Raw genomic sequence first — 23,844 nt, forward strand, 5'->3', positions numbered from 1 at the left:
ATGGCTTGGAGAATTCGGGCATGATGATAACTTTTTGCAGTGGCATTGATTTTTTTATAGGAGGGAAAAGACGAAGGCTAAAAGATTTAAGATACTGTAGCTCAGGCAATTTTGATTAAACCATGATTGTATTTATCGTAAAAACAATTTTTTATCCATGACTTCCAAAAAACTTTCGGCCAAGGAAAAACAATTTCAACGGAAAGCTTTCCTGGATCGCATTAAACTAGGAGCGAAAATTTTGTCGGTGACTTTGTTGTATTTAGGGCAGCGCTTTCTCCCGGAATTGTACAAGGGAAATGAGTATGTGACCCGTTTGGTGGATGCTTTGCTCTTCTACCTGACGGCATGGCTTGTAGTATCAGTGGTTGAAATCATTCTGGTAGAAGTTTATTCCAAAGGGCGAAAAATCCGGGCTGGCAAGAAAGATAACTTTATCCTGGGAATTTCTTGGATTGCCTCCATTCTGTCTTTTATCTTTTTGGTCATGGCGGTGTTTATGTTCTTCAAAATTGATGTAAAGGGGCTGTTTACCTCTCTGAGTATCATTGCTGCGGCCATTGCTATTATTTCCAAAGATTATATTTCAAATATGATCAATGGAATGCTGATCATGTTTGCCGACCGGATTTCTTTGAATGATTATGTGAAAATCGAAGAACACAAAGGAAAGATCATCGATATTACGCTCATGCATGTACACTTGATGGACGATGAGGACGACTTGGTGTATATTCCGAACAATACGGTATTTTCCGGAGAGGTGATTAACTATACCAAACGCCAGATTAACCGGATTAATTTTGAGTTTCAAATGGCTTATAAACATATGGAAAGTGTGGAAGTTTTGGAAGAGTATCTGAACGAAGCCCTGTATCCTTACAAAGAGTTAATTGTTCACGATAGTCAAAATTTGCGTACGGTTGAAATTAAAAGTGATTTGGCCATTTTGAATTACCAATACATTATCAAGAAAAGCAATAAGGAGATTGAAACGGAAATCCGGAAAGTTATTGCCCGGAAGGTGATTCAGTATGTGAGTGATAAAGAAAAAGTAGGGCAATAAAAAAACAAAAACCTTCCGGAAAGTGAATCCGGAAGGTTTGAAGCCGATAATGTTACTTACTACTTGTTCATTGCTTTAGAAAACTTTTTCTGGCTTGCCGGCCGTCTATTTGCACCCATAATTGATACAAGCCGGCAGGCAATGTCTGTAAAGAAAACTGTCGCTCAAAGTGTTCGCGCTGTTTGACCTGTTGTATATCTACCAATGTTCTGCCCATCAAATCAATTACTTTTATTTGAAGTGTTCCTCTGGCCGCATGATTGAGTTGCAAATGGAATTGCCCTTCATTGGGGTTAGGGTAGAGGAGTAGAGCGGCTTTTAGGGTAGGGTCTTCGAGGGCATTGACCACGGTGGGTTCTGAAATGAATTTGCATTGTGTGTCAAATACTTCTATTTGATAGTTGCCTTGTCCTTGAAAGTCCAAGGTGCGCGTGTTGCCCTGTGCAATGGCTTGCCCGTTAAAATACCATTGATAATTCGGAGCGATTACGGAACTACGCATGACGTTGCCTTCTATTTCTATAGATGGAGTGGAAAATCCCGAAGCGTTTTCTTCAATGGTGATTTGCCGGGAAATTGACCGTTGATTGGCTCCGTCCGAGACTTCCAAGGTGACAATATACACCCCGGGAAAACTATAGGTATGAGTAGGGTGCTGTTCCGTTGAGCTGTTTCTGGCAGGAAACTGATCGTCTCCAAAATCCCATGACCAACTGCTAGGGCTACCGGTACTTTCATCCATAAATTCTGTTTTGCCCATTTCGCAGGTAAAGGAGGTGGAAAAGTCGCCAAACAACACATCTTCACAATCGCCAATGACCCAGCCAAAGCTACTGTTGCTGACCGTGCTGTTGTTTCCGGAAACATAAAAAGTCTCACCGATGACGGAGATATTTTGCACATTTAAATAGTCAAAACAAAAGCGTAAGTTAGGGTTGTCGGTAAAAATTTCCGCATTTTCGGTACCGCTGGTTTTTAAAGTAATGATTTGCCCCGAAGTGCCCAAAGCCTCAAAAGCTTCGTTGATGGCAAATTTTCCCTTGGAGGCAAAAATCAATTCCGAACCTTCTGCCACAATTAAGGAATCGATACTACTGCTGTCACTTTCCAATTCCAGGTTGCCATTCACCAGCAGTTTATTATAATTATTCTCCCCGATAATTTTGAGATTTACCCCATCTGCAATGATGTTGTGAAAACTTTGTTGGCCGGTGGTAAAGGTGAAATCATTGACTCCTTGACTATTGGAAAAAATGATGGTGGAGTTTTCAAAATTCCCCCGTACATCCTGGTTGATGGAAAATGCCTGGGTGATTGTCAACGTGCTATTCCGGAAGTTAAGATTTTGAGAAAGCCCGGAAGGAGCGGTAATATTTTCCAAAGCCAACTGAATACCTGAGCTGCTGAGGGTTCCGGCCAAAAGATTAACATTCTTTACTTTGGCATCACTTAAAATATTCCAGCTGCCTGTAGGAGCATTGATTTGCAAGTTGATTTGTGCAAACACTTCATTGGGGATGGCTAAGCTATTGCTCTTAGAGGTTTGTCCCCGAAGTTCCACCGTCCCGTTGAGAAAAGCGACTTTTTCACTTTCTATATTCACCGAGCCGTTAATATTCAGTGTATTGCCATTTAATTGGAACGTAGTATTTATATCCGGAAAAAAGTTTATACTATAACAGGACGCATTGGCCGGAAACGTAATTGTAGGGGTACTACTGCTGAATGAATTATTGTCAAAAAAGACCGGGTTTTGAATTCCCGGAAGACTTCCAGCGGTTGTTCCACCACTACTCAACGACCAGTTGGCCGGATCGTTCCAGTTACCACCGCTTTTGCCAATCCAGTAGTAAGGGGTTAAATCAAGGTCCAGATTTTTGGAGGAAACAACCAAAGAGTAATCCTGTTTATTTCCGTCCAATTCACCTTTATGCGCTATCCGGATGATGTACAAACCTGGTTCCGGATCGTTAATTTCAATTTTCTCAACATTGTCGCGGGTATTGTCTCCTGGCTCTGCCGCTTTGCTGGGATTGATGGGGTCTAAGGTCCAAGGAAGAAACGTGTTCCCGTTTTGATCGAATACCTGGATGTCCAAGTCATTGACTAACAGTAAATCACTGGGGTTTAAGCCGGGAGGGGGAGGGGTGCCCGGTACATCCGTCCAGCTTAAGGTGACGGTAATGGGACTGGAACCGTCTGCCTGAAAGGGAATAAAAGAAACTTGTTGGTTGTTGAGTGTCGCTTCGTTGATTTGCACACTTTGATTGTCATCTTGAGTAATCAGGTTAGCAGCCCGGTCGATACTCAACAGACCCCAACCTTGCTCATAATCGGGGCCGGGATTCAAGCCGGCTTCCCGGGCGGTATGAATGGCCAAGGCCTTTAAGGTGGCGGATTTCATAAATTCCCCCCCATGGGTTTGAGCATAAAGTTGTTGTAAGAGAAGTAAGGAGCCCGTGACTGCCGGAGCGGCCATAGATGTGCCGGAGAGTAAACCGTACTGACCGTCTCCTTCGGCAATAGGAGAGAGAATATCCACACCGGCCGCTACGATATCAGGTTTGACGCGTCCGTCATCGGTAGGGCCCCAACTACTGAAAGTACTCATGATGACATCGTCCCGGGTTTCGTACCGTTCGGGAATGGTTTCCACGGCTCCTACGGTTAACACATTTTTTGCGACCGCTCCCGGACCCAGACAATCGTACGGCCCATCGGGAGGACGGCTGCCATCTCCTTCATCACTGCGGTCGTTGCCTGCCGCCCGGACGTGCAAGTAGTAAGGAGCGTTGAAAGCAAATTCATCCAGGTCTCGGCTTAACTCCGAATAATACCCAAAGCGGAAGTCCTCCGAAGCACCTGGGTCTCCCCGCCACTGCCATCCGCTTTCGGAGGCATTCCAACCTAACACCAAGCCATACGAATGGTTAGAGAGGAGTAAGGGCATATCTTCATTGGCCAGTTCATTGGCTAACTCTGCCATATCATCGCTAAAATCGTATAAAAATCCCTCCGCTTCGGGGGCCATTCCTTCCGCTTCTTTGTTTAACCCTGCGGAAAAGATGGTTCCGCTGACATGCGTTGAATGGTTACCGCCTAACCCTAAAGGCTCGCTGGAAATAGATCCCCGGGTTTCTACTCTCCCTTGGAATTCTTGGTGGGTTTCCCGGAAGTTGTCTCCGTCCCACACACCTGCCATCATGCCTTTGCCTGTCAGATTGAGACCTAAAGAGCTACCCGGACGGAGAAAGTCCAGGTTTAAGGTGAGAATGGAGTTTTCATTAAAAGTTTTGTAATAATAGGGTAAGCCTTGTTCGGAAACCCATTGCAAAGCCATGACATTGCCGTTGAAGGAACTTTTGAGAGGCAACCGGTTCGCTTTGGCAAAGGTCGTTGCCGCTTGTTTTCGGGCGAGAGACTGACTGGTAAGTGCTTGAGCTTTTTGTTTGAAATAGTGGAAGTTGGTTTCCTTTTTCCAGGATTGAGCCCAAAGTGGGTGGGCGAACAGTAGGATAAGGCTGATGAAAGTCCAGGTCTTCATAGTCAATGCTTAATTTGCGAGTGCTTTGAATGTATACATGATAAATCCAGGTTCGTAAATCGGTATATCGGAATTGGAAATGTCAAATGCCGGAGTAAGTTTGAAGCCAAACTTAAACGTGGTGGGCTGTATCTCCCGGACTTCATAATCAATTCCTCCGAGGGTAAATTGCCCGCTGGTATTGTCGAAGGACCAGACTGTAACAATGGGTTCCGAGCTTCCGCAAAAGTGGTCGGAAATAATCAGTTCCCGGTTTTGCTTCACAAATGTGAGGGTACCCGTCAGAAAACAATCCGGTTGAAGGTTGATTTCCCCAAAATCTTCCACATCGAAGATAAAGACGGCCGCTTCTATTGTCCAGGATTTTTGCGTACCGCCTGTCAGGACATCCGAGTAAGTGGCCGGAGTGACATCCGGGTCTTCGGAACAGCCGGACCATAGCAAGCTGCACAGGCAGCAGAAAGTGTATATTTTTAGATGTTTGAAAGTCATAATCAAGCAGGGTTAAGAAGGTAATGGTTGAGATAGCAATCAAAGTTGCGCTTATTCCTCCTGAATCGTAGCGACAAGCACCCAATTGACACTTCCCAGGCGGTCGAGGTTATAGGTAATGCGAAGGATGCCGCTTTCTTCGTCAAAAGTGCCGTGGCGGAGAGAGCGGACATTACCCAAGTTTTCACTTCCTCCCGATACGGCCTGTTCAGGGATGAAAACCTGTTTGGAACAAAGGTCTAAGTTGGCAAATATACTGGCTCCCTCAATGCCAGCGAAATTGGTGATGCGGATGCGGTTGTTAAAGTCAAAGTCCACATCCACTTGAAATTCGTGTGTGCGGGCTTCTACCGTGGTGTCGTTTTCTACGGTTTCTTCCGCTTCCCATAGGCCATTCATTTTGCGCAAATCCGCCAGGCAATCATCGTCCTGAAGGGTGTAGCGCATGGTTTTTCCGATAATGCCGTTCAGTCCCCGGCCTTTCTCCAAACCGTTATTGACACCGGTGATGTTGAAGAGGATTTCCCGGTCGCCATCCCTTTCCTGATTGTTGAGCGGAACAAAGTATAAATAAGCGAAGCTTTCGTTGGGAGGAATGACCAACTTTTGTGATTCGGGCTCTATCAAAATATAATCTTCCCCTTCTTTGGCATCTCCGAGCATCTCAAAGGTTATTTCGGTATTATCGGACATTTGAGGGCCCACCAGATGCACAGATACTCGAGTGGCCAGGTTTTGATTTTCAGTAAAGGGGTAATTGTAATTTTCCAATACACTGCCTTCCATTTCGGTAAACCGGACATGATACGGTCCCTCGAAGAGTGTTTCTTCTTCCTCACAGGAAAATAAAAAGCCTAAGCTGGTGAGAAGTATCCAAAATGATAAGTTTTTCATTGGTTGAAATTTGAGTAATGGTATTGAATTAATAACCTGGGTTTTGATCTCCTGCCAAAGCAGGATTATTGGAGATTTCCCGTTGGGGCACAGGCCAAAGTTTGTTTTTTACAGTCCAGTTAGAGGTGACGGCACTCATCACCGCATCATCGCGATTCGTTCGTTTCAAATCATACCAACGATGTCCTTCAAAGGCCAATTCAACCCTGCGCTCTTCTTCAATGGCGGTTAACAAGCGGTTTTTATTGTCGAGGTTCAAGGCAGGGACCCCTGCCCGGTTGCGGATGCGGTTGAGGTCGGAAAGCCCCCCTTGTAGCTTGTTTTGTTGTGCCCGGGCTTCGGCACGAATCAGGTAAATTTCCGCTAAACGGATGACCTGAACATTGTCAAAAGGTCCGTACCGGGTGACGGTCCAGCCATTGTCATTACCTACTGCCAAGGCCGCATCAAACTCAATCATTTGGCTGCGGCTTCCGCCATTGCTTTGCAACTCGAAGATGATTTCGTTTCGGGGGATGATTTCCCTCCGGCTCTCGAAAAGGTTGTTGAGGCCGAAGTTGGTAGAGGTGCCGGGGTTGTCATTTGCACTGTAGACGACTTCTAAGATGGATTCATCACTAAAGTCACTGAGTACATCCACAAAATTACTTTCCAAATTGTAGTTGGCTGTGTTCTGTCCGTTGATGATTTCGGAGGCATACTGTTCTGCCTTTGTCCAATCTTGCCGGTACAAATAGTAACGGGCCAAGAGGGCTTTGACCGCCCCATTGCTGAGCATTCCACTGTTATCCGGATCGGTGGGCAGTTTATTCAGTGCAAAGAGTAAATCTTCTTCAACAAACTGTAAAACCTCATTGGCGGGCGTTCTGGGTATTTCGCTGTTGGCCTCCACATCGGTGCTGGTGACCAAGGGCAAATCTCCATAAGTATTGACGCCTGCGAAATAGCCATAAGCCCGGAAAAAGCGAGCCGTAGCAAGGAATTCATTCAACAAGCTTTCCGGGATGTCATCCAATTGCGGTAAGCCTTCTATCAGGAAGTTTACAGTAAACATCATTCCGTACATCGTTCCCCATAAGGCTGAAGCCGAGCCGTTGGAGGCTGACATATTGAAGGTGCCGATTTCAATGTATTGTGTAAAAGTGCCGTTATGCCGTAAATTATCGGCACTCATGTCTCCTGCAATGATGTTAATGGCACTCAGGTTGGCAAAATTCCGATACAAACCATTGACCACATTGAAGGCCGAACCGACATCCTTAAGCACCAAGTCATCCGTGATTCGGTCTACGGGTTTGGGCTCCAATACACTTTCTTCGCAAGCAAAGTTGCCACAGAGTAAAGCGCCTATCAGGGGCAGTTGAATGGTAAATTGTCGAAATAAAGTAAATACGTTTTTCATGGTTGAAAAAGAGCAAAGTCAAGAATTACAATCCTATATTGATTCCCACTAACAGCATTTTTACCGGAGGCAATGTGAAGAAATCCATTCCTTGAGAAGCCGTAGAGCCGTCAAACGTATTGACTTCGGGATCTACCCCGGAGTAATCACTCAAGGTAAATAAATTCGAAGCGGAGACGTATATCCGGGCATTGCTTAGCTTGTACCGGTCTACAAAGCCTTTTGGCAATGTGTAGCCCAGTGTGAGGGTTTTGAGACGCAGGTAGGAAGCATCTTCTACAAAACGGCTACTGAAACGGTTGTTAAAAGTGTTGTCTAATTCGTAACGGGGTACATCGGTAATGTCTCCGGGCTTTTGCCAACGGTCCAAAGCTTTACGCACTTGGTTGGTTTCGATACTTTGGCCGGAGTTGAGCAAGTTGCTATTTGTGAAATTGATGATTTGATTGCCATAAGAATATTGGAAAAAAACGGTAAGATCCAGCCCCTTGAAGTTGAAAGTACTGGTAAGACCTCCGGCAAAATCAGGTTGGGCATTTCCGATGATTTGCCCGTCTTCTTCCGTAATTTGTCCGTCATTGTTAAAATCATCATAAATCGCGTCTCCTGTAGCGGGATCTACGCCCAAAAATTTCAATCCCCAAAAGGTACCCAAAGCTTGTCCGGGGGTTACGATATGCGTGCTATTGGTTGAAGTTTGGTAGCCGGAAAAAATAGGCTCATCGGTGGCCATCTCTTTCACTTTATTCCGGTTGACGGATACATTCAAATTCAAATCCCAGGTTAAAGGAGTTTCGATGACCCGGGCATTGATTCCTAATTCAATACCCCTGTTGGTAACTTTTCCGATATTTCCTTGAATGGAACCGAAGCCGGTGGTCAATGGAAGGGTGACCCCGAACAACAGTTTGGACGTCTCCATATGATAAACATCCGTAGTGACCGAAAGGCGCCCCTGATACAGAGACAGGTCAAAACCTACGTTCAGTTCAGCCGTGGATTCCCATTGTAATTCGGTATTGGCCAGGTTTACAGGTACTACCGTAGGCAAATTATTATAAGCGGTGGAAGAAGCCCAAGCCTCCAAGAATTGGAAATTACCGATCCGCTCATTTCCCGTATAGCCAAAGCTGGCGCGGAGCTTTAATTCCTCAATAATTCTGTTGTTTTGCAAAAAGGGCTCTTCGCTGACTCGCCAACCCAAGGAGAATGCCGGAAAAAATCCATAACGCTTGTCACGACCAAAACGAGACGAGCCATCGTAGCGGGCATTTAAGGTAAAGAGGTATTTATCTTTTAAACGGTAATTTACTTCGCTGAAGAAGGATACCAGGCCACTGTTCACTTTAAAGGAGGAACCTGAAAAGACAAGTCCAGCCGAAGTGAGGTAGGTAAAGTCATCGCTGGGGAAAAGAATTCCCTGTACATTGGACGACCGGCTGGTACGTTGTAGCATCTCAAATCCCGCCAGGAAGCTGAGTTGATGATCCTTGTTGATGGAGTAGTTGTAGGCCGCAGTGGTGGTGTTCATGAGGGTAGCGAATTCGGAAGTGCTGTAAATCCCATAGCCTTGTCCGCCTACACTTTCCAAAAAACCTCCGATAGCCGTAGTGGAGGGTTCAAACTGGTCTTCTTGTACTTGATTGTCATCAATGCTGAACTTGGTTTTGAAAACCAGATTACTGAGTGGTTCGTATTCGGCAAATATTCCGGCAACCAACTTGGTGGTATGGGTGTCGAAGCGGGGTTCGATGGCTTGTGCCAAGGGATTGAAATTGGGGAAGCCGGCATATCCTACATCCCCCGGGGCAATCAATCCTCCCCCTTCATCATAGGGACTAAACCATGGCAAACTTTGTAAGGCTCCGGAATAGACACCATCTAAAAAATTATCACCTTTGATCCGTTTGTTGAGGGTACGGGCAGCACTAAGGTTCAAGCCGAAGCGCAATTTTTCACTGGCATTGTGGTCTAAAGTGGCGGTACCGGTAAAACGGGTGAATTGGTTATTATGAATTACCCCTTCTTCGTCCCGGTAGGAACCACTCACGTAGAATTTGGTCATATTGCTCCCTCCCTGAGCCGAAAGTTGGTATTCTTGCAGGTAGGCTGTCCGGCTGACAGCATCTATCCAGTCAGTATTCACTAAGTCGGTGACCCCTTTAACCCCGGCAATTTCGGGATTGTTTTCAGGGTTTTGATTGACAACTGCTTCTTGAAACAGGTCCAATAATTCCGTAGAGTTAAGCAAGTCCAGTTTGTCTACGGGTTCGATCATGCCGGCTTGCATCCGGAAATTGATTTTGGTTTTGTCCGTGCTTCCCCTTTTGGTAGTGATGACCACCACACCGTTAGCAGCTCTGGAACCGTACATGGCTTTGGCCGAAGCATCTTTAAGTACTTCAATGGATTGAATATCATTGGGATTGAGAGTGGCCAAGGCGTTGTCTTGTTGCCCTCCGAAACTCCGGGAAGACAAGGCCCCGTCTTCAATCGGAATTCCGTCCAGAATAAATAGTGGGCGGTTAGAACCGGAGATAGAGGAGTTTCCCCGGATACGGACCATAATGCCCCCTCCCGGTGTACCGGAAGATTGCACCACTTGCACTCCGCTGGCTTGGCCTTGTAAAGCCTGATCGACTCCCATCAGGGGCATTTCCGCAAATTTCTCTGTGGCAACCGAAACGATGGATCCTGTAATGTTTTTCTTCTCTTTGGTTTGGTATCCGGTGATGACTACCTCTGTTAAGGTTTTGATATCTTCTTCCAGGGCTACATTGATGACCGGGCGGTTGTTTACCGGTATTTCTTGAGAGAGGTATCCTACAAAAGAAAAGATCAAGGCCTCGTCTTGAGGGGCAAGATTGATCTGATACTTTCCATCCAAATCGGTGATGGCTCCTACGGATTTTCCTTTAATGAGGACTGTTACGCCAATTAAAGGAGTTCCGTCTTCCGCAGAAGTAACGCGTCCGGTCACCGCTCTTTGTTGAGCGTGAAGGGTTGAAAGGAAGGCAAACACGAATACTAAGGGTAAAAGATGCTTCATAGCATTTAATTCATCATCATGTCCATTAAACTAGAGATATAGTTTGCTAATGTTGTTGTTTGGTAAGGTCGTATCATTAGAGCCAAGTGGTGAGAGTTGAGCTCTATAACAATCCGTAAAAGCTAACTTCAGGGACACTAAAGTTTATCCGTTTTTGAATGCAGTGGTATGTTTGATGTTTTGATAAAGTTTGAAATCAACTGTTCCCGAATCAAGAAAGAATATAGGCCATCCATCCGGTGTTTTGCTGGGTATGGACTTTTTGAACAAATTGTAAATGATTTATACCCAATAAATTAATTTGGAATTAGAGCATATTTAAAATTCGTTGCGGGACCACCCTTTTGCTGGTAAAAATTCTCAGTTCAGAGTTCTCAGAATGTGGCATTGAGGTTCCTGAAATGGGAGTTTTTAACCCAAAGAATGAAATTTAAACATGTTCTTAATGCTTTTGGCTTATTCTGTTTTTCAAGCTTTGTTTTTTTAAAAAACATCACCCCTCAAGGGTCAGGTAATAAAGCCCCTATGTTGGCAATGGGGCGAAAATGTTCGACTTGTATGATTCTCTTAACTACTTGATAAAAAAGAAATTGGAAACTTGGAATAGAGCTTCCTTATCTTATTCAAATACATTTTAAAAAAGTAATTTCTAATCTACAAGCTTTTTGCAGTATTTTCTCTATTTAAACAAGCAATTCCCCAAAATTGATTTGCACTATTTTAAGCATTGTTATTATTGCTGCTTATGATGACCACATGAGAGACAGAATGCCGGGCCGTACAAAATATGATGATGTTTCTATTCAATGTCTTCTTTAAGATAGGCAAAGTCAAAATCGTTAATTTCTTTGAATAAAAGCTAAAAAATCAAGGCCGGATAGTTAAACAATAAAAAAAGTTTAATATTTTAAGCATAACAAGTAGCCACCCATTAAGGATATCACTACACTACACAAGACTGAAACAGCATACGCTTTGGCATCTCGGGAAAGAATGTGTCTTACTATGAAGGCAGTAGGACCGGTTCAAAGGCGTAGCTTCTGAAGAGTAGTTGAAAAAGCAAAGCAAGTGTTGAACCCTGAATTCAACAGGGGTTGAGGTGCATCAAATCCTCAACCTTCTGTAAAAAGGCCCACCCGTTGACAGCTTTGCCCAGGTAGTAAGAGATACACACTGAAAGTATCCGGAATAACCTTCAATGTAGATATCAACGATTCTATCATTTTAAATAAATACTACAGTTATGCGAAGCATTTATAGTCTTTTATTTATTATCTCGCTTTTTGTTGTGGCACTGGCCTGTAAAAGCGATGATTCAGATCCTCTACCAGCTCCTACAGCCGAATTTACCATGGACAAGCGATTTGCCGAACTGAATGAGCTTGTCAGTTTTACCAATAATAGTGCAAATGCAGTAAGTTATAATTGGGCTTTCGGAGACGGTACCTCTTCCACTCAGAAAGACCCTTCGAAATCGTATAATGTTTTGGGGAAACATATAGTAGAGTTAACCGCTACCACCGAAGATAACCAAATGGACAGCTTTAGCGATACGGTGACGGTGGGCAACAGAACTTTGCAAATTATTTTTGTAGGAAGAATTAATTGGTTAAACCCTGAAACTTCAAACCCTTGGGATGATGATGGGACAGGTCCGGACCTTGTCATTGGTTTTACAAGAAGTGCCCTTTTCCCTTCTTTTGAAACCTTGGCTTTAGTAGCAGAAAACGCCAGCCAAGATGACATAGCGAATTTAACAGTGGGCGTGCAATTTGACGAAGATGGATTAACGCTCAGGGACGAGAACTATATCATAGCACTCTTTGAATATGATGAAGACAAACCTGAAGAAGAGCAGTTAGAGTTAATGTCCCTGAATGAGTTGAATCCTATCGATGCATCAGCATTTGATCCCGACAGTGGAGATCCAGGTAAAAATCCGGAGACGGGAGAAGGCTTTTTTGTTTCGGGAGCCAGTTCTGAAAATGATTCTACACTCAATTACTTTTTATTTAATATCCGTTAAAGTTGCATTTTTATTAGAATGCGTTGGATGGCTGTCACCCTGAGGGAAAATGTCCGTATATTGATTATAAACAAGAACCCATTTTATAATCAACTAAAATCGAATTAAACATGATTCTGTCCACCACAAATTCTATTGAAGGAAAAGCCATCAAAGAATACAAAGGGATTATTACCGGAGAAGCCATTATCGGGGCCAATTTGTTCAAAGATTTTTTTGCCAGTATCCGGGATATTGTCGGCGGGCGGGCTGCTTCTTATGAGCAGGTATTGCGGGAAGCCAAAGACAATGCCTTGGCCGAGTTAGAAGAGAACGCCAAGCGAGTTGGGGCCAATGCCGTCATCGGAATTGACTTGGATTATGAAACCATCGGAGGTCAAGGAAGCATGTTGATGGTGAGTGCCAGCGGTACGGCTGTCATCGTAGAATAGTATTTGTTTCGATATACATAATAAATTGCCACTTTTAGGTTGATACCAGAGAAGTGGCAATTTTTTTATTCGGTTTTTAACCTGCTCCGTTTTCAGGGAATGTACTCTTAATTCTGGGTAAAATGTCTTTTCAAAAGAGGTGAAAAGAAGACCTGTTTTTCAGCCAATGCACTTATTGTTTCATTAATAATGAAAGAGGTGTTAACTTTACCCCGCACCAATTAACTTTTATTGAATACTCAACGACAAGGAAACATAGGATGTTTTCAAAAATACTTTTATATTGAACTAGCTGATTTATTGACTAATAACTTAACACATTGACGATTCAAGTTATCATAAAATCAATGTAATATTATATAAAAAGCTATATCACTTGAACCCTGAATTTCATAAGTACACGGTTTTATTAGTCATCGTATTTATCTTTTTCAGTCTTTTTAAGGAAATCGTTCGTCCTGCCATCAGCTTTTTAATTGGCGCGCTTGTCCTCCTGGTTTTGGGGGTGATTTCTCCCGAAGATTTTTTGACCGGCTTTGCTAATAAATCCATCGCGACAATTATATTGTTGATCTTGATTTCTTCTGCCTTCCGGAAGAATTTTGATGTCAAACGGTATTTTGATCAGACTTTCAAAAATGCCAAAAGCCCACGGAAATTTCTCGCGTTATTAATGGCTTCGGTGGCTTCGCTATCATCGATCATTAATAATACTCCGGTAGTGGCAATGATGACCCCTTATGTGTATGATTGGGGAAAAAAGCATAATGTAGCGCCTTCCAAGCTTTTAATCCCCTTGTCCTATGCTACAATACTGGGAGGGATGATTACCGTTATCGGCACCTCTACCAATTTGGTCGTGAACGGTTTTATTTCGGAAAACGGGCAACAAATTCTTACCTATACGGATTTTTTGTATTTAGGTCTAATCGTGACGTTTAGCGGGCTAGTTTTTCTGGTCGTGGCCGGCTATCGTATGTTACCCAATAACCAAGATACCCTGGATGCCTTTCAAGAGCATCCAAAGGAATATATCGTAGAAACCATTTTACAAAAAAGCTCTCCACTTGTCGGAAAAACCGTAGCGGAGGCAAAGTTAAGAAACCTGAAAGGGGTCTATCTGGTGGATATTTTGCGAAACGGAGAAACCATTTCTCCTGTGTCACCGGATGAAAAGCTACTGGGAAGAGATGTGTTGATTTTTGCAGGAGATACCTATAAAATCGTGGACCTGTTCAAAAAAGACAATGGGATTGTATTGCCCAAACATGGACGGATCTTAGATCAAAAACAGCTGAATGTAGTAGAAACCGTGATTCCTTATAATTCATACCTTTCCGGAAAGTTGGTGAAAGAGTCGGATTTCCGGCAACGTTACCAGGCTGCTATTATCGCGATTCATCGCAATGGCGAACGGGTTAAAGGAAAAATCGGAGACATGCATTTGGCTACGGGCGATTTGTTGTTGTTGACCACCAGCGATGAGTTTTTTAAGATCAATGAACGGACCCATGATTTCTTCATTGTCTCCCGGAAAGATCAAACCATCGAGCCGGAATCCAGTGCTAAAATATGGGGGTTACGTGTTGGTTTGCTTCTGCCTTTATTGTTATGTTTATTTGGCGTAATTGAATTTTTCGTTGCCTTGATGTTGATTTTATTGGTATTGTTTGTCCTAAGGTATATCAATATCAAAGAAATCAAATACGAACTGGATTTGAACCTGATTGTCATTCTGGTCTGTGCTTTGACCCTGGGCAATGCCTTGATAAATTCCGGGGCAGCCGAACTGATCTCCCACCTGATGATGGAATTTTTAAAGCCGTATGGTGGGATAGGAATATTAATTGGCTTATTTTTGCTCACTGTATTACTAACTTCATTCGTAACAAATGTTGCGGCAGTATCTATAGCCTTTCCTATTGCATACAGTTTATGCGCAGAGTTAGGCCTGCATCCTACCCCATATTATGTGGGGATTGCCTTTGCCGCGTCCGCAGCCTTCATGACACCAATCAGCTATCAGACGAATCTGATGGTTTTCGGGCCCGGTGGCTATACATTCAAGGATTATTTCCGTATAGGCCTTCCCCTCACCATCTTGTATTCCATAGTCTGTATTTCCTTTATAGTACTGAGATATAATATATCATTTGAATGATGGAAAAACTCAATATTATTCCGCACGATCATAAAGTAAACAAAGAAGATCGGCAGCGGCATAAAAAACAAAAACCTGTAGTGATCTGGTTTACAGGTCTTTCGGGATCTGGTAAATCTACCTTGGCGAACATGCTGGAACAAGGCCTGTACGAGTACGGTTTTCATACATACATTTTGGATGGAGACAATGTACGGATGGGACTGAATAAGGGTTTGACGTTTAGTGAAGAAGACCGGAAAGAGAATATCCGGAGAATCAGCGAGGTAGCCAAATTGATGGTAGATGCCGGGCTGGTGGTCATTACGGCTTTTATTTCTCCTTTTAAGAAAGACCGGGCCATGGCTCGAGAACTGTTAGAAGAAGGCGAATTTATTGAAGTATTTGTTGACTGTCCTTTGGAAGTGTGTGAACAGCGAGATGTAAAGGGCTTGTATAGAAAAGCCAGAGCGGGAGAAATTACCAAATTTACCGGGATTGATTCTCCTTTTGAAGCCCCGGAAAATCCGGAAATTCATATAAAAACAGCGGAACAATCCTTGGAAAGTTCTATAAATCAATTAATTGACTTAGTTTTGCCAATAATTCAGATAAAGAATTAAAGTAATGCATAGTTATTATCTCAACAATCTGCAAGAGCTCGAAGCGGAATCTATTTATGTGATTCGGGAAGTGGTGGCTCAGTTTGAAAACCCTTGTCTGTTATTTTCAGGAGGGAAAGATTCAATCATTTTGACACATTTGGCCAGAAAAGCCTTTTTTCCAGCTAAAATTCCTTTCCCTTTGGTTCATATTGATACCGGGCATAACTTTCCGGAAACTATCCAGTTCAGAGATGAATTGGTGAAAGAACTGGGTGTGAACCTGATCGTAGGATCTGTCCAAAAGTCGATCGATGAAGGCAAGGTAGTAGAAGAAAAAGGGGTGTATGCCAGCCGTAATGCCTTACAAACGGTGACTTTGTTAGACACTCTGGAAGAACATAAGTTTGATGCCGCCATGGGAGGGGCACGGAGAGACGAAGAAAAAGCCCGTGCCAAAGAGCGTTTTTTCTCCCATAGAGATGACTTCGGTCAGTGGGATCCTAAAAACCAACGCCCCGAACTGTGGAACCTGTTTAATGGCAGAAAACAAATGGGAGAGCATTTCCGGGTGTTTCCGATCAGTAATTGGACGGAGATGGACGTATGGAACTATATCAAATATGAAAATATCAAAATTCCTTCGATCTATTTCACTCATACTCGTCAATGTATCGAAAGGGACGGAGGTTTATTGGGGCATTCGGATTATTTGAATTTGAAACCTACGGAAAAACCGATGGAAAAGCGGGTTCGCTTCCGTACCATTGGTGATATGACCTGTACCGGGGCTGTGGAGTCTGAAGCAACTACCCTGGATGATATCATTGCCGAAGTTGCGGCCTCCCGTCAAACGGAACGCGGTACCAGAGCAGATGATAAACGTTCGGAAACGTCAATGGAAGACCGTAAAAAACAAGGGTACTTCTAGAATTTTTCCTTCAATTAAAGCATAGATGGATTTTGTGAAGAGGTTGAGAGAAGAAAAGATTTGTCTCAACGTTCCGCAAGCCATGAAAATTATTTATTTCGAACTTATTAAATAAGGATATATACAATGTCTCAAGATTATTCGCATATGGAATTGCTCCGGTTTACTACAGCCGGAAGTGTGGATGATGGGAAAAGTACATTGATCGGGCGGTTACTGTACGATTCCAAATCAATCTTCGAGGATCAATTGGAAGCCGTGGAAAAATCCAGCCAAAAGAAAGGCCTCGGACATGTGGACCTTTCCTTGCTGACGGATGGATTGAAAGATGAAAGGGAGCAGGGAATTACCATTGATGTAGCCTACAGGTATTTTGCTACGCCTAACCGTAAGTTTATCATTGCCGATACACCCGGTCACGTACAATATACGCGCAATATGGTGACGGGGGCTTCTACCGCAAATCTGGCCTTAATTCTGGTAGATGCCCGGAAAGGTGTGGTAGAGCAGACTTGCAGACACTCCTACATCGCTTCACTCTTGAAAATTCCTCATATCGTCTTATGTGTAAACAAGATGGATTTGGTGGATTATGATGAAGAGATCTACAATAAAATCGTGGAAGATTACAAGCGCTTTGCTTCCAAACTGGAAGTAAACGATGTGCATTTTCTGCCAATTAGTGCTCTGGAAGGAGATAATGTGGTGGATCGCTCTGAAAAAATGGATTGGTACAAAGGCTCTACACTTTTGTATCTCTTAGAAAATATCCATATCGGTAGTGACGAAAACCATATCGATGCCCGTTTTCCAGTGCAAACAGTCATCCGTCCTCATTCTACGGAATACCATGACTACCGGGGCTATGCAGGCCGGGTAGCCGGGGGGATCTTTAGAAAAGGGGATGAAGTAAGTGTATTGCCTTCGGGGTTCAACTCCAAAATTAAATCTATTGATACTCTGGAGGGAGAGTTGGAAGAGGCCTTTGCTCCGATGTCTGTGACGATGCAATTGGAAGACGATATCGATATCAGCAGAGGAGATATGATTGTGAAAGTCAACAATCAACCCAAAGCTTCTCAAGATCTGGAGGCCATGGTATGTTGGATGAACCCGAAAGCGCCTGTGCCCCGGGGAAAATATTTTATCAAGCATACGAGCAATGAGGCACAAGCCATGTTGAAAGAAGTCGTATACAAAGTAGATATCAATACACTGCACCGGAATGAGGAAGATAAAGAAATTCAAATGAATGATATCTTCCGGGTGAAAATCCGCACTACCAAGCCCATGTTTTATGATAGCTACCGGAAAAACAGAAATACAGGTTCGTTTATCCTGATTGATCAAGCTACAAATGAAACGGTGGCTGCAGGAATGATTATCTAATACCTTTGGTACCGGAAATATATTCTTAAATATCAATATTTTGGCTGGTAGTCTTTTTCTGATTACCAGCTATTTTTTTTAACCCCATTAACCCTCACACGTATGCTTAGCGAAAACTTTTTGAACGAATGGATTGAAAAATCAAAGTCCGTAGCGATTGAAGCCGGTGAACAAATCTTGACGGTATACAATTCCGGAGAGTTCGGAGAAGAGGCGAAAGATGACAAATCTCCTTTGACCTTGGCCGATAAGCTTGCTCATAAGGCAATCGTGGCGGTGTTGGAAACTTCTTCCGTGCCTATTTTAAGTGAAGAAGGCAAGGATATTGATTATACGGAGCGAGCTAATTGGGATAGCTTTTGGTTGGTAGATCCATTGGACGGTACCAAGGAATTTATCAAGCGCAATGGGGAGTTTACAGTGAATATTGCACTGATTGAAGGTGGGAAGCCCGTCTTGGGAGTTGTTTATGTTCCCGTAAAAAAAGAAATGTATTGGGCTGTGAAAGGTCAGGGGGCCTTCAAGTCGGTAGAGGGGCAAACTGCCGTGCAACTGCAATGTGCGGATTATCATCTCAGTACTCCCAGTATGAAAGTAGTGGGTTCCCGTTCGCATATGAACGATGAAACGGTGGCTTTTATGGAGCAGTTGAAAGAGCCGGAAGTGGTAAGTATGGGCAGTTCTTTGAAATTTATGTTGGTGGCAGAAGGGAAAGCCCACGTATATCCCCGCTTAGCCCCTACTATGGAATGGGATACGGGAGCGGCCCAAATCGTCGTGGAAGAAGCCGGTGGATCAGTCATCAATTATAAGACCCAACAACCTCTGGCTTATAATAAAGAAATTTTACGAAACCCATATTTTGTGGCCTACGGAAAGCGCTAGGTTTTAGGTGAAAAAACAATTCCCGGGTGAAGGTATTTCGAATGCCTTCATCCGGGAATTGAATAAGGGCTTTAACACCTATTAAAAATGTTTTAAGGTAATATCCGCGATGGTTTCACCAATGGCCAAGGAAGAAGTGGCGGCAGGTGATGGAGCATTTAACACATGGATACTCCGTCTATCTTCCAGGATTTTAAAATCATCCAATAACCCACCGTTTTTGTCACAGGCTTGGGCCCTTACTCCAGCTCCGCCTGGTTTTAAATCCTCCTCTTTGATTTCGGGTAACAAACGCTGTAGTGCTTTGGTAAAGGCTGCTTTTGAATAGGAACGGTACATTTCACCCAGTCCGGTTTGCCAGTATTTTGCCGCCACTTTTTGAAAGCCCGGCCAGCTGATCGCCTCATAAAACTCTTTCAGATCAAAATCGGTCTTTTGGTATCCTTCCCTTTTGAAAGCCAATACCGCGTTTGGCCCGGCCTCAATGCCTCCGTCCATCATCCGGGTAAAGTGGACTCCCAAGAATGGGAAGCTGGGATCGGGTACCGGGTAAATCAGGTTTTTGACCAGATGCTCTTTTTCCTTTTTCAATTCGTAATATTCCCCTCTGAACGGAATAATCCGGACATTGACTTGCTGACCCGCCATTTGCGCTATTTTATCGCAATACAACCCGGCACAGTTCACCAAAAGTTTGGTGCTGTATTCCGATTGGTCGGTTTGGATTATCTGACCACTGCCAAATGCCTGAATACTTTTGACTTCTTCATTGAAGAAAAGCCGGCCTCCGGCTTCACGGATCTTATCGGCAATTTTTTGAGCCACTTTTTTATAATTGATAATGCCTGCATAGGGCACCCAAAGCCCCTCAATACCGGATACGTAAGGTTCTTTGTTTTTTAGCTCTTCGGCAGACATACGGCTGATTTGGTCCAAGCCGTTTTCCTTCCCCCTTTGATAAATTCGCTCCAAGGCAGGCAGTTCTTTTCTATCCGTAGCCACAATGATTTTTCCACATAATTCGTACGGAATTTCCTCCTGATTGCAGAATTCAAGGAGCTTTTCATAGCCTTTGCGGCAATTGGTAGCTTTGAGACTACCGGGTTTGTAATAGACACCGGAATGGATGACCCCACTGTTGTTCCCGGTTTGATGTGTGGCCGTTTGAGCTTCCTTTTCAATGATGGCTACCTTGAGTTTTGGTTGCTGCCGGAGTAGTTGGTAGGCACTTGCCAAACCAACGATTCCTGCTCCCACTACTACTATATCGTATTTCATAGCTTGGCTATTTTTTAGATTATTTTGCGATTGATTTACTCTGTGGGCAAAGTTAAAATTACCCGGGTAATTTTAGTGTAATGCTTGGTGTTTTTACGAAAGAAGGGCCGTACCCCCCATTCTCATAGAAGTAAATTTTATTCAAAAGCATATTTGCGTAACCCTGTTTTCCCGATCCTCGTAAATTTTATATCACTTGACATGGAACATATACTTTTGCAAAGCATCTTTAAGTTATATTAATTAAATTTGCAACATAGTCAGAGATATCTGAAATAATAAACATAATGCTTATTGCACTTTTTTAACTATCTGATAATTAGAGTTTTTATAAAACAAATTTAACCAATCATGTTTGACACACAGGTTGACCGGGCAATGATCGAAATCATTGAGAAAAAAAATAAACTCAATGCCCTGGATTACAATGACGAGCAATACGATCGTCTGGAAGATGAATTACATAAAATTGAAGATGAATTTTTAGCCAAGTATGGTTCGGAACTCGAAGAAGTGATCGCCGATATCCACGATGAGTATTGTCCGGATATTGATGTGCTTTCCCCCCTCAGCTATATTGCTCGGGAGTATAATAAAGTAGGCGAGAATGAAATCGGAAGCATCTATGATGTAAAAGCCAATCAAGGCGTCACGGTGGATTTGGACGATTTCCCGGATAATGAAACCAAACTGGCACTGATACCGAATCCTATGAGAGTGGTATTAAACATAGACAACCAGCAACAAGAAGAAATTTGGTCAAAAGAGAAATCCTCCTGGGTCTAAGGAGACTTTCAGCTTTAATAAAAAAAGGCTCTGTCTTAATTCATAAAGACAGGGCCTTTTTTGTGGAGCATGTTTTTCTTTTAGCTGTAATGCATGAGCAAGCATTTTATAGTTTTGTATGAATTATTAATTTTAATGAGTTTTTAAAGAAGTATGATGGAGAGTGTAGAAATAATTCAGAAATACTTAATTCATCAAGTCATTGGAAGAAGATAAAAACAAAGAGGATTCTCAAAAGCCCCGAGAAGAGTTGTCGGCGGAAGAAGCGAAAAAGAGTATTCAGGAGTTCAGAAGACTTCTGACCAATTACCGCTTTAGTCATAAATTCGAGGACCCTATTTATGCTAGTTTAAAAGAAGATGAGGTCTATAAGGCCATTTTTGAAGCAGGAGGATTTACCAAGCACGAGCAAGAGCTGATTACCCGTTTGTATCCAAGCCTGGAAGAAATGGAAGAGATGCGTAAAAACCGTTCGGAGGAAGAACGGGAGGGAACAATCAATTGGAAAAATTACGAAAATAAAGTCTATGTAAAAGAATTCTTAAAAGATGAGGCGGTCATTCAAGAAGAGATTGCCCAAATGAAATCACAAAAGGAGAGCAAGAAAGGCCCTTTATTAGATAAAATTCCTACAGACCTTCCGGAAATTAAAAAGGATCTGGAAGAGTACATCGGAGAAAATATTATCAACAAAGTAGCCGTCCTGATCATCTCCATTGGGGTGCTCATTTTGTTTCGTTACGGTGTGTCTACAGGAATGGTCAGTGAGGGACTCCGGGTTGCTACCGGCATCCTGATTGGAGGAGGCTTTTTTGGCCTGGCCCATTACTTGTTAACACAAGAAAAATCGTATACCAATATTTTAGTTTCGGCCGGTACCTTTGTACTGTATTATACCACCTTGTTGGCGTATGAGGATTATGGCTGGTTTAATCAAACCCAGGCATTTGTCACCATGGTATTGATTACCTGCCTTTGTGTGCTTTTTGCCGTGTGGTATAATAAAGGAAAACTGTCTGTGGCAGCATTGATCGGAGGCTATGCCACACCTTTGTTGGTGAGCGATGGAGGCGGTAATTATGTTGCTTTCTTTTCGTATATCAGTGCTTTGAACGTTTCTATGTTGGCAGTGGCCTACATGAAACGTTGGAAAATAATTCATGTAATAGCTACCGTCATCACCACTTGCTTTCTTGGCGGATGGATGTTTTTAGAGAAATCTACCGGAGTGGAAGTGTATTTGTGGTTTTTGTTTTTTACTTCTCTGGCCTATTTGACTTTAACGACTTCCAACCTGTTATTTCATGACCGGAATAAGAAGACCTTCTTCAAGCCGGACCATTCTCTTTACCTACTCTTAACGGTTTTATATGCTTTTTCTACCTGGCTTTCCTTAGTGAAGTTAGCGGCTCCCACCAGCTGGTATGCGGCCTTTTCCATCGGAATCGGCATGGTCAATTTAGCGTATTTTTTGGTGGTGTTTCACCGGCATATTGTCAATCAGGAATATATCAACAACTTTTATTTGGTCATCGCTTGTGCTTTTACGATACCCGGTTATTTATTAATTCCTACCGTTTACCTCAATACTTTTTTTGCAGTAGAGGCGATGGTGATTTTTTGGTTAGCCATACAACTGGAAGAAAGTTATCTGAAAAAAATTGCCTTTTATATATGCCTCTGCACAGTGGCAAGTCTGGGATATACCTGGATAAAAACCTACTTTACCCCGGAGAGTGGTCTGGAATTTATGTTTAACCGGGGATTTTGGGCGAGCTTGATTACTTGTGGGGCTGTAATGCTGATTCGTTTAATGGTTTTGGACGATCGCAAAACTCAAAGAGTGGCCGGGATAGGCCGTGTGTCCGTGATCCGGTTTTTAGGAGGGGTATTATTGTTGTCCGGGTATTTGACGGTATTTCTGGAAATTGTTTTTCATACTGAGGGGCTTTCCGGGGGCAACGATTTGCGGGTTTTATTGGTCGGAATCTTTACCATGTTGTATTTATTGCTTTTCCGGAAAATTATCTTTGATTATGAATTGGACCGCTATATTGTTTTCAATGCCAGCTTGATGGTGCTTACAGTATTGTCCTATCTGTTTTTCGGACATTCCAGTACCATTACCCTGCGGAATTTATTTTTGGTGGGTGAATTGCCTTTCTATGCCTATGGAATTCATTATATCAATGTAGGACTGACCCTTTATCTGGCAATCGTTTTGATTACGGATATCCGGCGGGCCGAAAGCTATCAACAGGGTTCTTACAGCTTTGTCATTTGGCTATTGTGTATCATGGGCATTGCCCACGCGACTTTTGAGTTGGAGCATACGATTTTGTTGGTGAAAGCTGGAATTCAGGGGGCAAAAGTTGAGAGCATGCTTGAACCCATCCGGCTGACGGGCTGGTCTGTATTATGGAGTGTGATTTGTCTTTTGCTGATGTTTTTGGGAATGAAATACAAAATCAAAGAACTCCGTATGATTTCCCTGACTTTGTTTACCCTGACCATTGTGAAGTTTTTTGGATTTGATATATGGAAACTGGATACCATCGCACAAATTATCGCAACAATCCTTATCGGAGTTGTGATGTTAATTGTAAGTTTACAGTACAAATATGTCAAACAGTTAGTGAATACGGGAAATTTGAACGCAGAGGCCGACAATCTGACAGATGAATACTTTTCGGATGAGATGTTGTTGGATGATGAAGACAACGATGAGGATGATTGGGAGTATTAAGTTTCTATACGGAAGTCCGTGACGGCTCATAGTTGTTCAAAGCAAAAGAACGTATTACAAGTTTGTAAAAGCATAGATCATACTATTTGAATAATCACTCATCGAGTGAATTTCACACTTTCATGATCTTTTCTCTTTTAAAAGAAATGCTTTTAAATTGTTGAATGCTCAGGAATTAGAATA

16 protein-coding genes are annotated in these 23,844 nt (G+C 43.0%); 10 read left to right on the forward strand and 6 right to left on the reverse strand.

Annotation, left to right across the window (positions count from 1 at the left end; all coding sequences use genetic code 11):
- The first annotated feature begins 157 nt into the window (after positions 1-157).
- Complete coding sequence (locus AAG747_RS17425) at positions 158-1,066, forward strand: mechanosensitive ion channel family protein (RefSeq protein WP_346822487.1); 909 nt, start codon at positions 158-160, stop codon at positions 1,064-1,066.
- 67 nt (positions 1,067-1,133) lie between these two features.
- On the opposite strand, the gene AAG747_RS17430 is transcribed toward AAG747_RS17425, so the two are convergent.
- From AAG747_RS17430 to AAG747_RS17450, 5 genes are read right to left on the reverse strand one after another with little or no spacing between them, the layout of a single operon-like run.
- A complete protein-coding gene (locus AAG747_RS17430; protein ID WP_346822488.1) occupies positions 1,134-4,610 on the reverse strand; it encodes a S8 family serine peptidase in 3,477 nt (1,158 codons plus the stop codon).
- 9 nt (positions 4,611-4,619) lie between these two features.
- Positions 4,620-5,102, reverse strand: a complete 483-nt coding sequence (locus tag AAG747_RS17435; protein ID WP_346822489.1) for a hypothetical protein — start codon at positions 5,100-5,102, stop codon at positions 4,620-4,622.
- A 51-nt stretch (positions 5,103-5,153) separates the two neighbouring features.
- A complete protein-coding gene (locus AAG747_RS17440) occupies positions 5,154-5,996 on the reverse strand; it encodes a hypothetical protein (protein WP_346822490.1) in 843 nt (280 codons plus the stop codon).
- Between the two features lie 28 nt (positions 5,997-6,024).
- On the reverse strand, positions 6,025-7,398 hold the full coding sequence (locus AAG747_RS17445; RefSeq protein ID WP_346822491.1) for a RagB/SusD family nutrient uptake outer membrane protein: 1,374 nt from the start codon (positions 7,396-7,398) through the stop codon (positions 6,025-6,027).
- A gap of 25 nt (positions 7,399-7,423) precedes the next feature.
- Positions 7,424-10,447, reverse strand: a complete 3,024-nt coding sequence (locus tag AAG747_RS17450; protein ID WP_346822492.1) for a SusC/RagA family TonB-linked outer membrane protein — start codon at positions 10,445-10,447, stop codon at positions 7,424-7,426.
- 1,243 nt (positions 10,448-11,690) lie between these two features.
- Between AAG747_RS17450 and AAG747_RS17455 the strand changes: the two genes are divergently transcribed.
- From AAG747_RS17455 to cysQ, 7 genes are all read left to right on the forward strand, one after another.
- Positions 11,691-12,473 (forward strand): PKD domain-containing protein, encoded by a 783-nt coding sequence (locus tag AAG747_RS17455; protein WP_346822493.1) that lies wholly within the window; start codon positions 11,691-11,693, stop codon positions 12,471-12,473.
- A 110-nt stretch (positions 12,474-12,583) separates the two neighbouring features.
- Positions 12,584-12,904, forward strand: a complete 321-nt coding sequence (locus tag AAG747_RS17460) for a heavy metal-binding domain-containing protein (RefSeq protein ID WP_346822494.1) — start codon at positions 12,584-12,586, stop codon at positions 12,902-12,904.
- 376 nt (positions 12,905-13,280) lie between these two features.
- Complete coding sequence (locus tag AAG747_RS17465; protein WP_346822495.1) at positions 13,281-15,065, forward strand: SLC13 family permease; 1,785 nt, start codon at positions 13,281-13,283, stop codon at positions 15,063-15,065.
- On the forward strand, positions 15,062-15,667 hold the full coding sequence (cysC, locus tag AAG747_RS17470; RefSeq protein ID WP_430300660.1) for an adenylyl-sulfate kinase: 606 nt from the start codon (positions 15,062-15,064) through the stop codon (positions 15,665-15,667). Before AAG747_RS17465 ends, cysC begins: the two co-directional genes overlap by 4 nt.
- A gap of 4 nt (positions 15,668-15,671) precedes the next feature.
- On the forward strand, positions 15,672-16,577 hold the full coding sequence (cysD, locus tag AAG747_RS17475) for a sulfate adenylyltransferase subunit CysD (protein ID WP_346822496.1): 906 nt from the start codon (positions 15,672-15,674) through the stop codon (positions 16,575-16,577).
- A gap of 126 nt (positions 16,578-16,703) precedes the next feature.
- Positions 16,704-17,966 carry a sulfate adenylyltransferase subunit CysN gene (cysN, locus tag AAG747_RS17480; protein ID WP_346822497.1) on the forward strand — a complete coding sequence of 421 codons (1,263 nt, stop codon included), beginning with the start codon at positions 16,704-16,706 and terminating at the stop codon, positions 17,964-17,966.
- Positions 17,967-18,068: 102 nt separating this feature from the next.
- Positions 18,069-18,851: a 3'(2'),5'-bisphosphate nucleotidase CysQ gene (gene cysQ / locus AAG747_RS17485; protein WP_346822498.1), complete on the forward strand. Its 783-nt coding sequence runs from the start codon at positions 18,069-18,071 to the stop codon at positions 18,849-18,851.
- A gap of 81 nt (positions 18,852-18,932) precedes the next feature.
- On the opposite strand, the gene lhgO is transcribed toward cysQ, so the two are convergent.
- Complete coding sequence (gene lhgO / locus AAG747_RS17490; RefSeq protein WP_346822499.1) at positions 18,933-20,129, reverse strand: L-2-hydroxyglutarate oxidase; 1,197 nt, start codon at positions 20,127-20,129, stop codon at positions 18,933-18,935.
- Between the two features lie 351 nt (positions 20,130-20,480).
- Here lhgO and AAG747_RS17495 point away from each other — a divergent pair, with 351 nt between their 5' ends.
- Together AAG747_RS17495 and AAG747_RS17500 are read left to right on the forward strand one after the other, a co-directional pair.
- On the forward strand, positions 20,481-20,915 hold the full coding sequence (locus AAG747_RS17495) for a hypothetical protein (protein ID WP_346822500.1): 435 nt from the start codon (positions 20,481-20,483) through the stop codon (positions 20,913-20,915).
- Between the two features lie 202 nt (positions 20,916-21,117).
- Complete coding sequence (locus AAG747_RS17500; RefSeq protein ID WP_346822501.1) at positions 21,118-23,661, forward strand: DUF2339 domain-containing protein; 2,544 nt, start codon at positions 21,118-21,120, stop codon at positions 23,659-23,661.
- Positions 23,662-23,844 lie beyond the last annotated feature (183 nt).

It is taken from the genome of Rapidithrix thailandica (assembly GCF_039710355.1).
Taxonomy (GTDB): Bacteria; Bacteroidota; Bacteroidia; order Cytophagales; family Flammeovirgaceae; genus Rapidithrix; species Rapidithrix thailandica.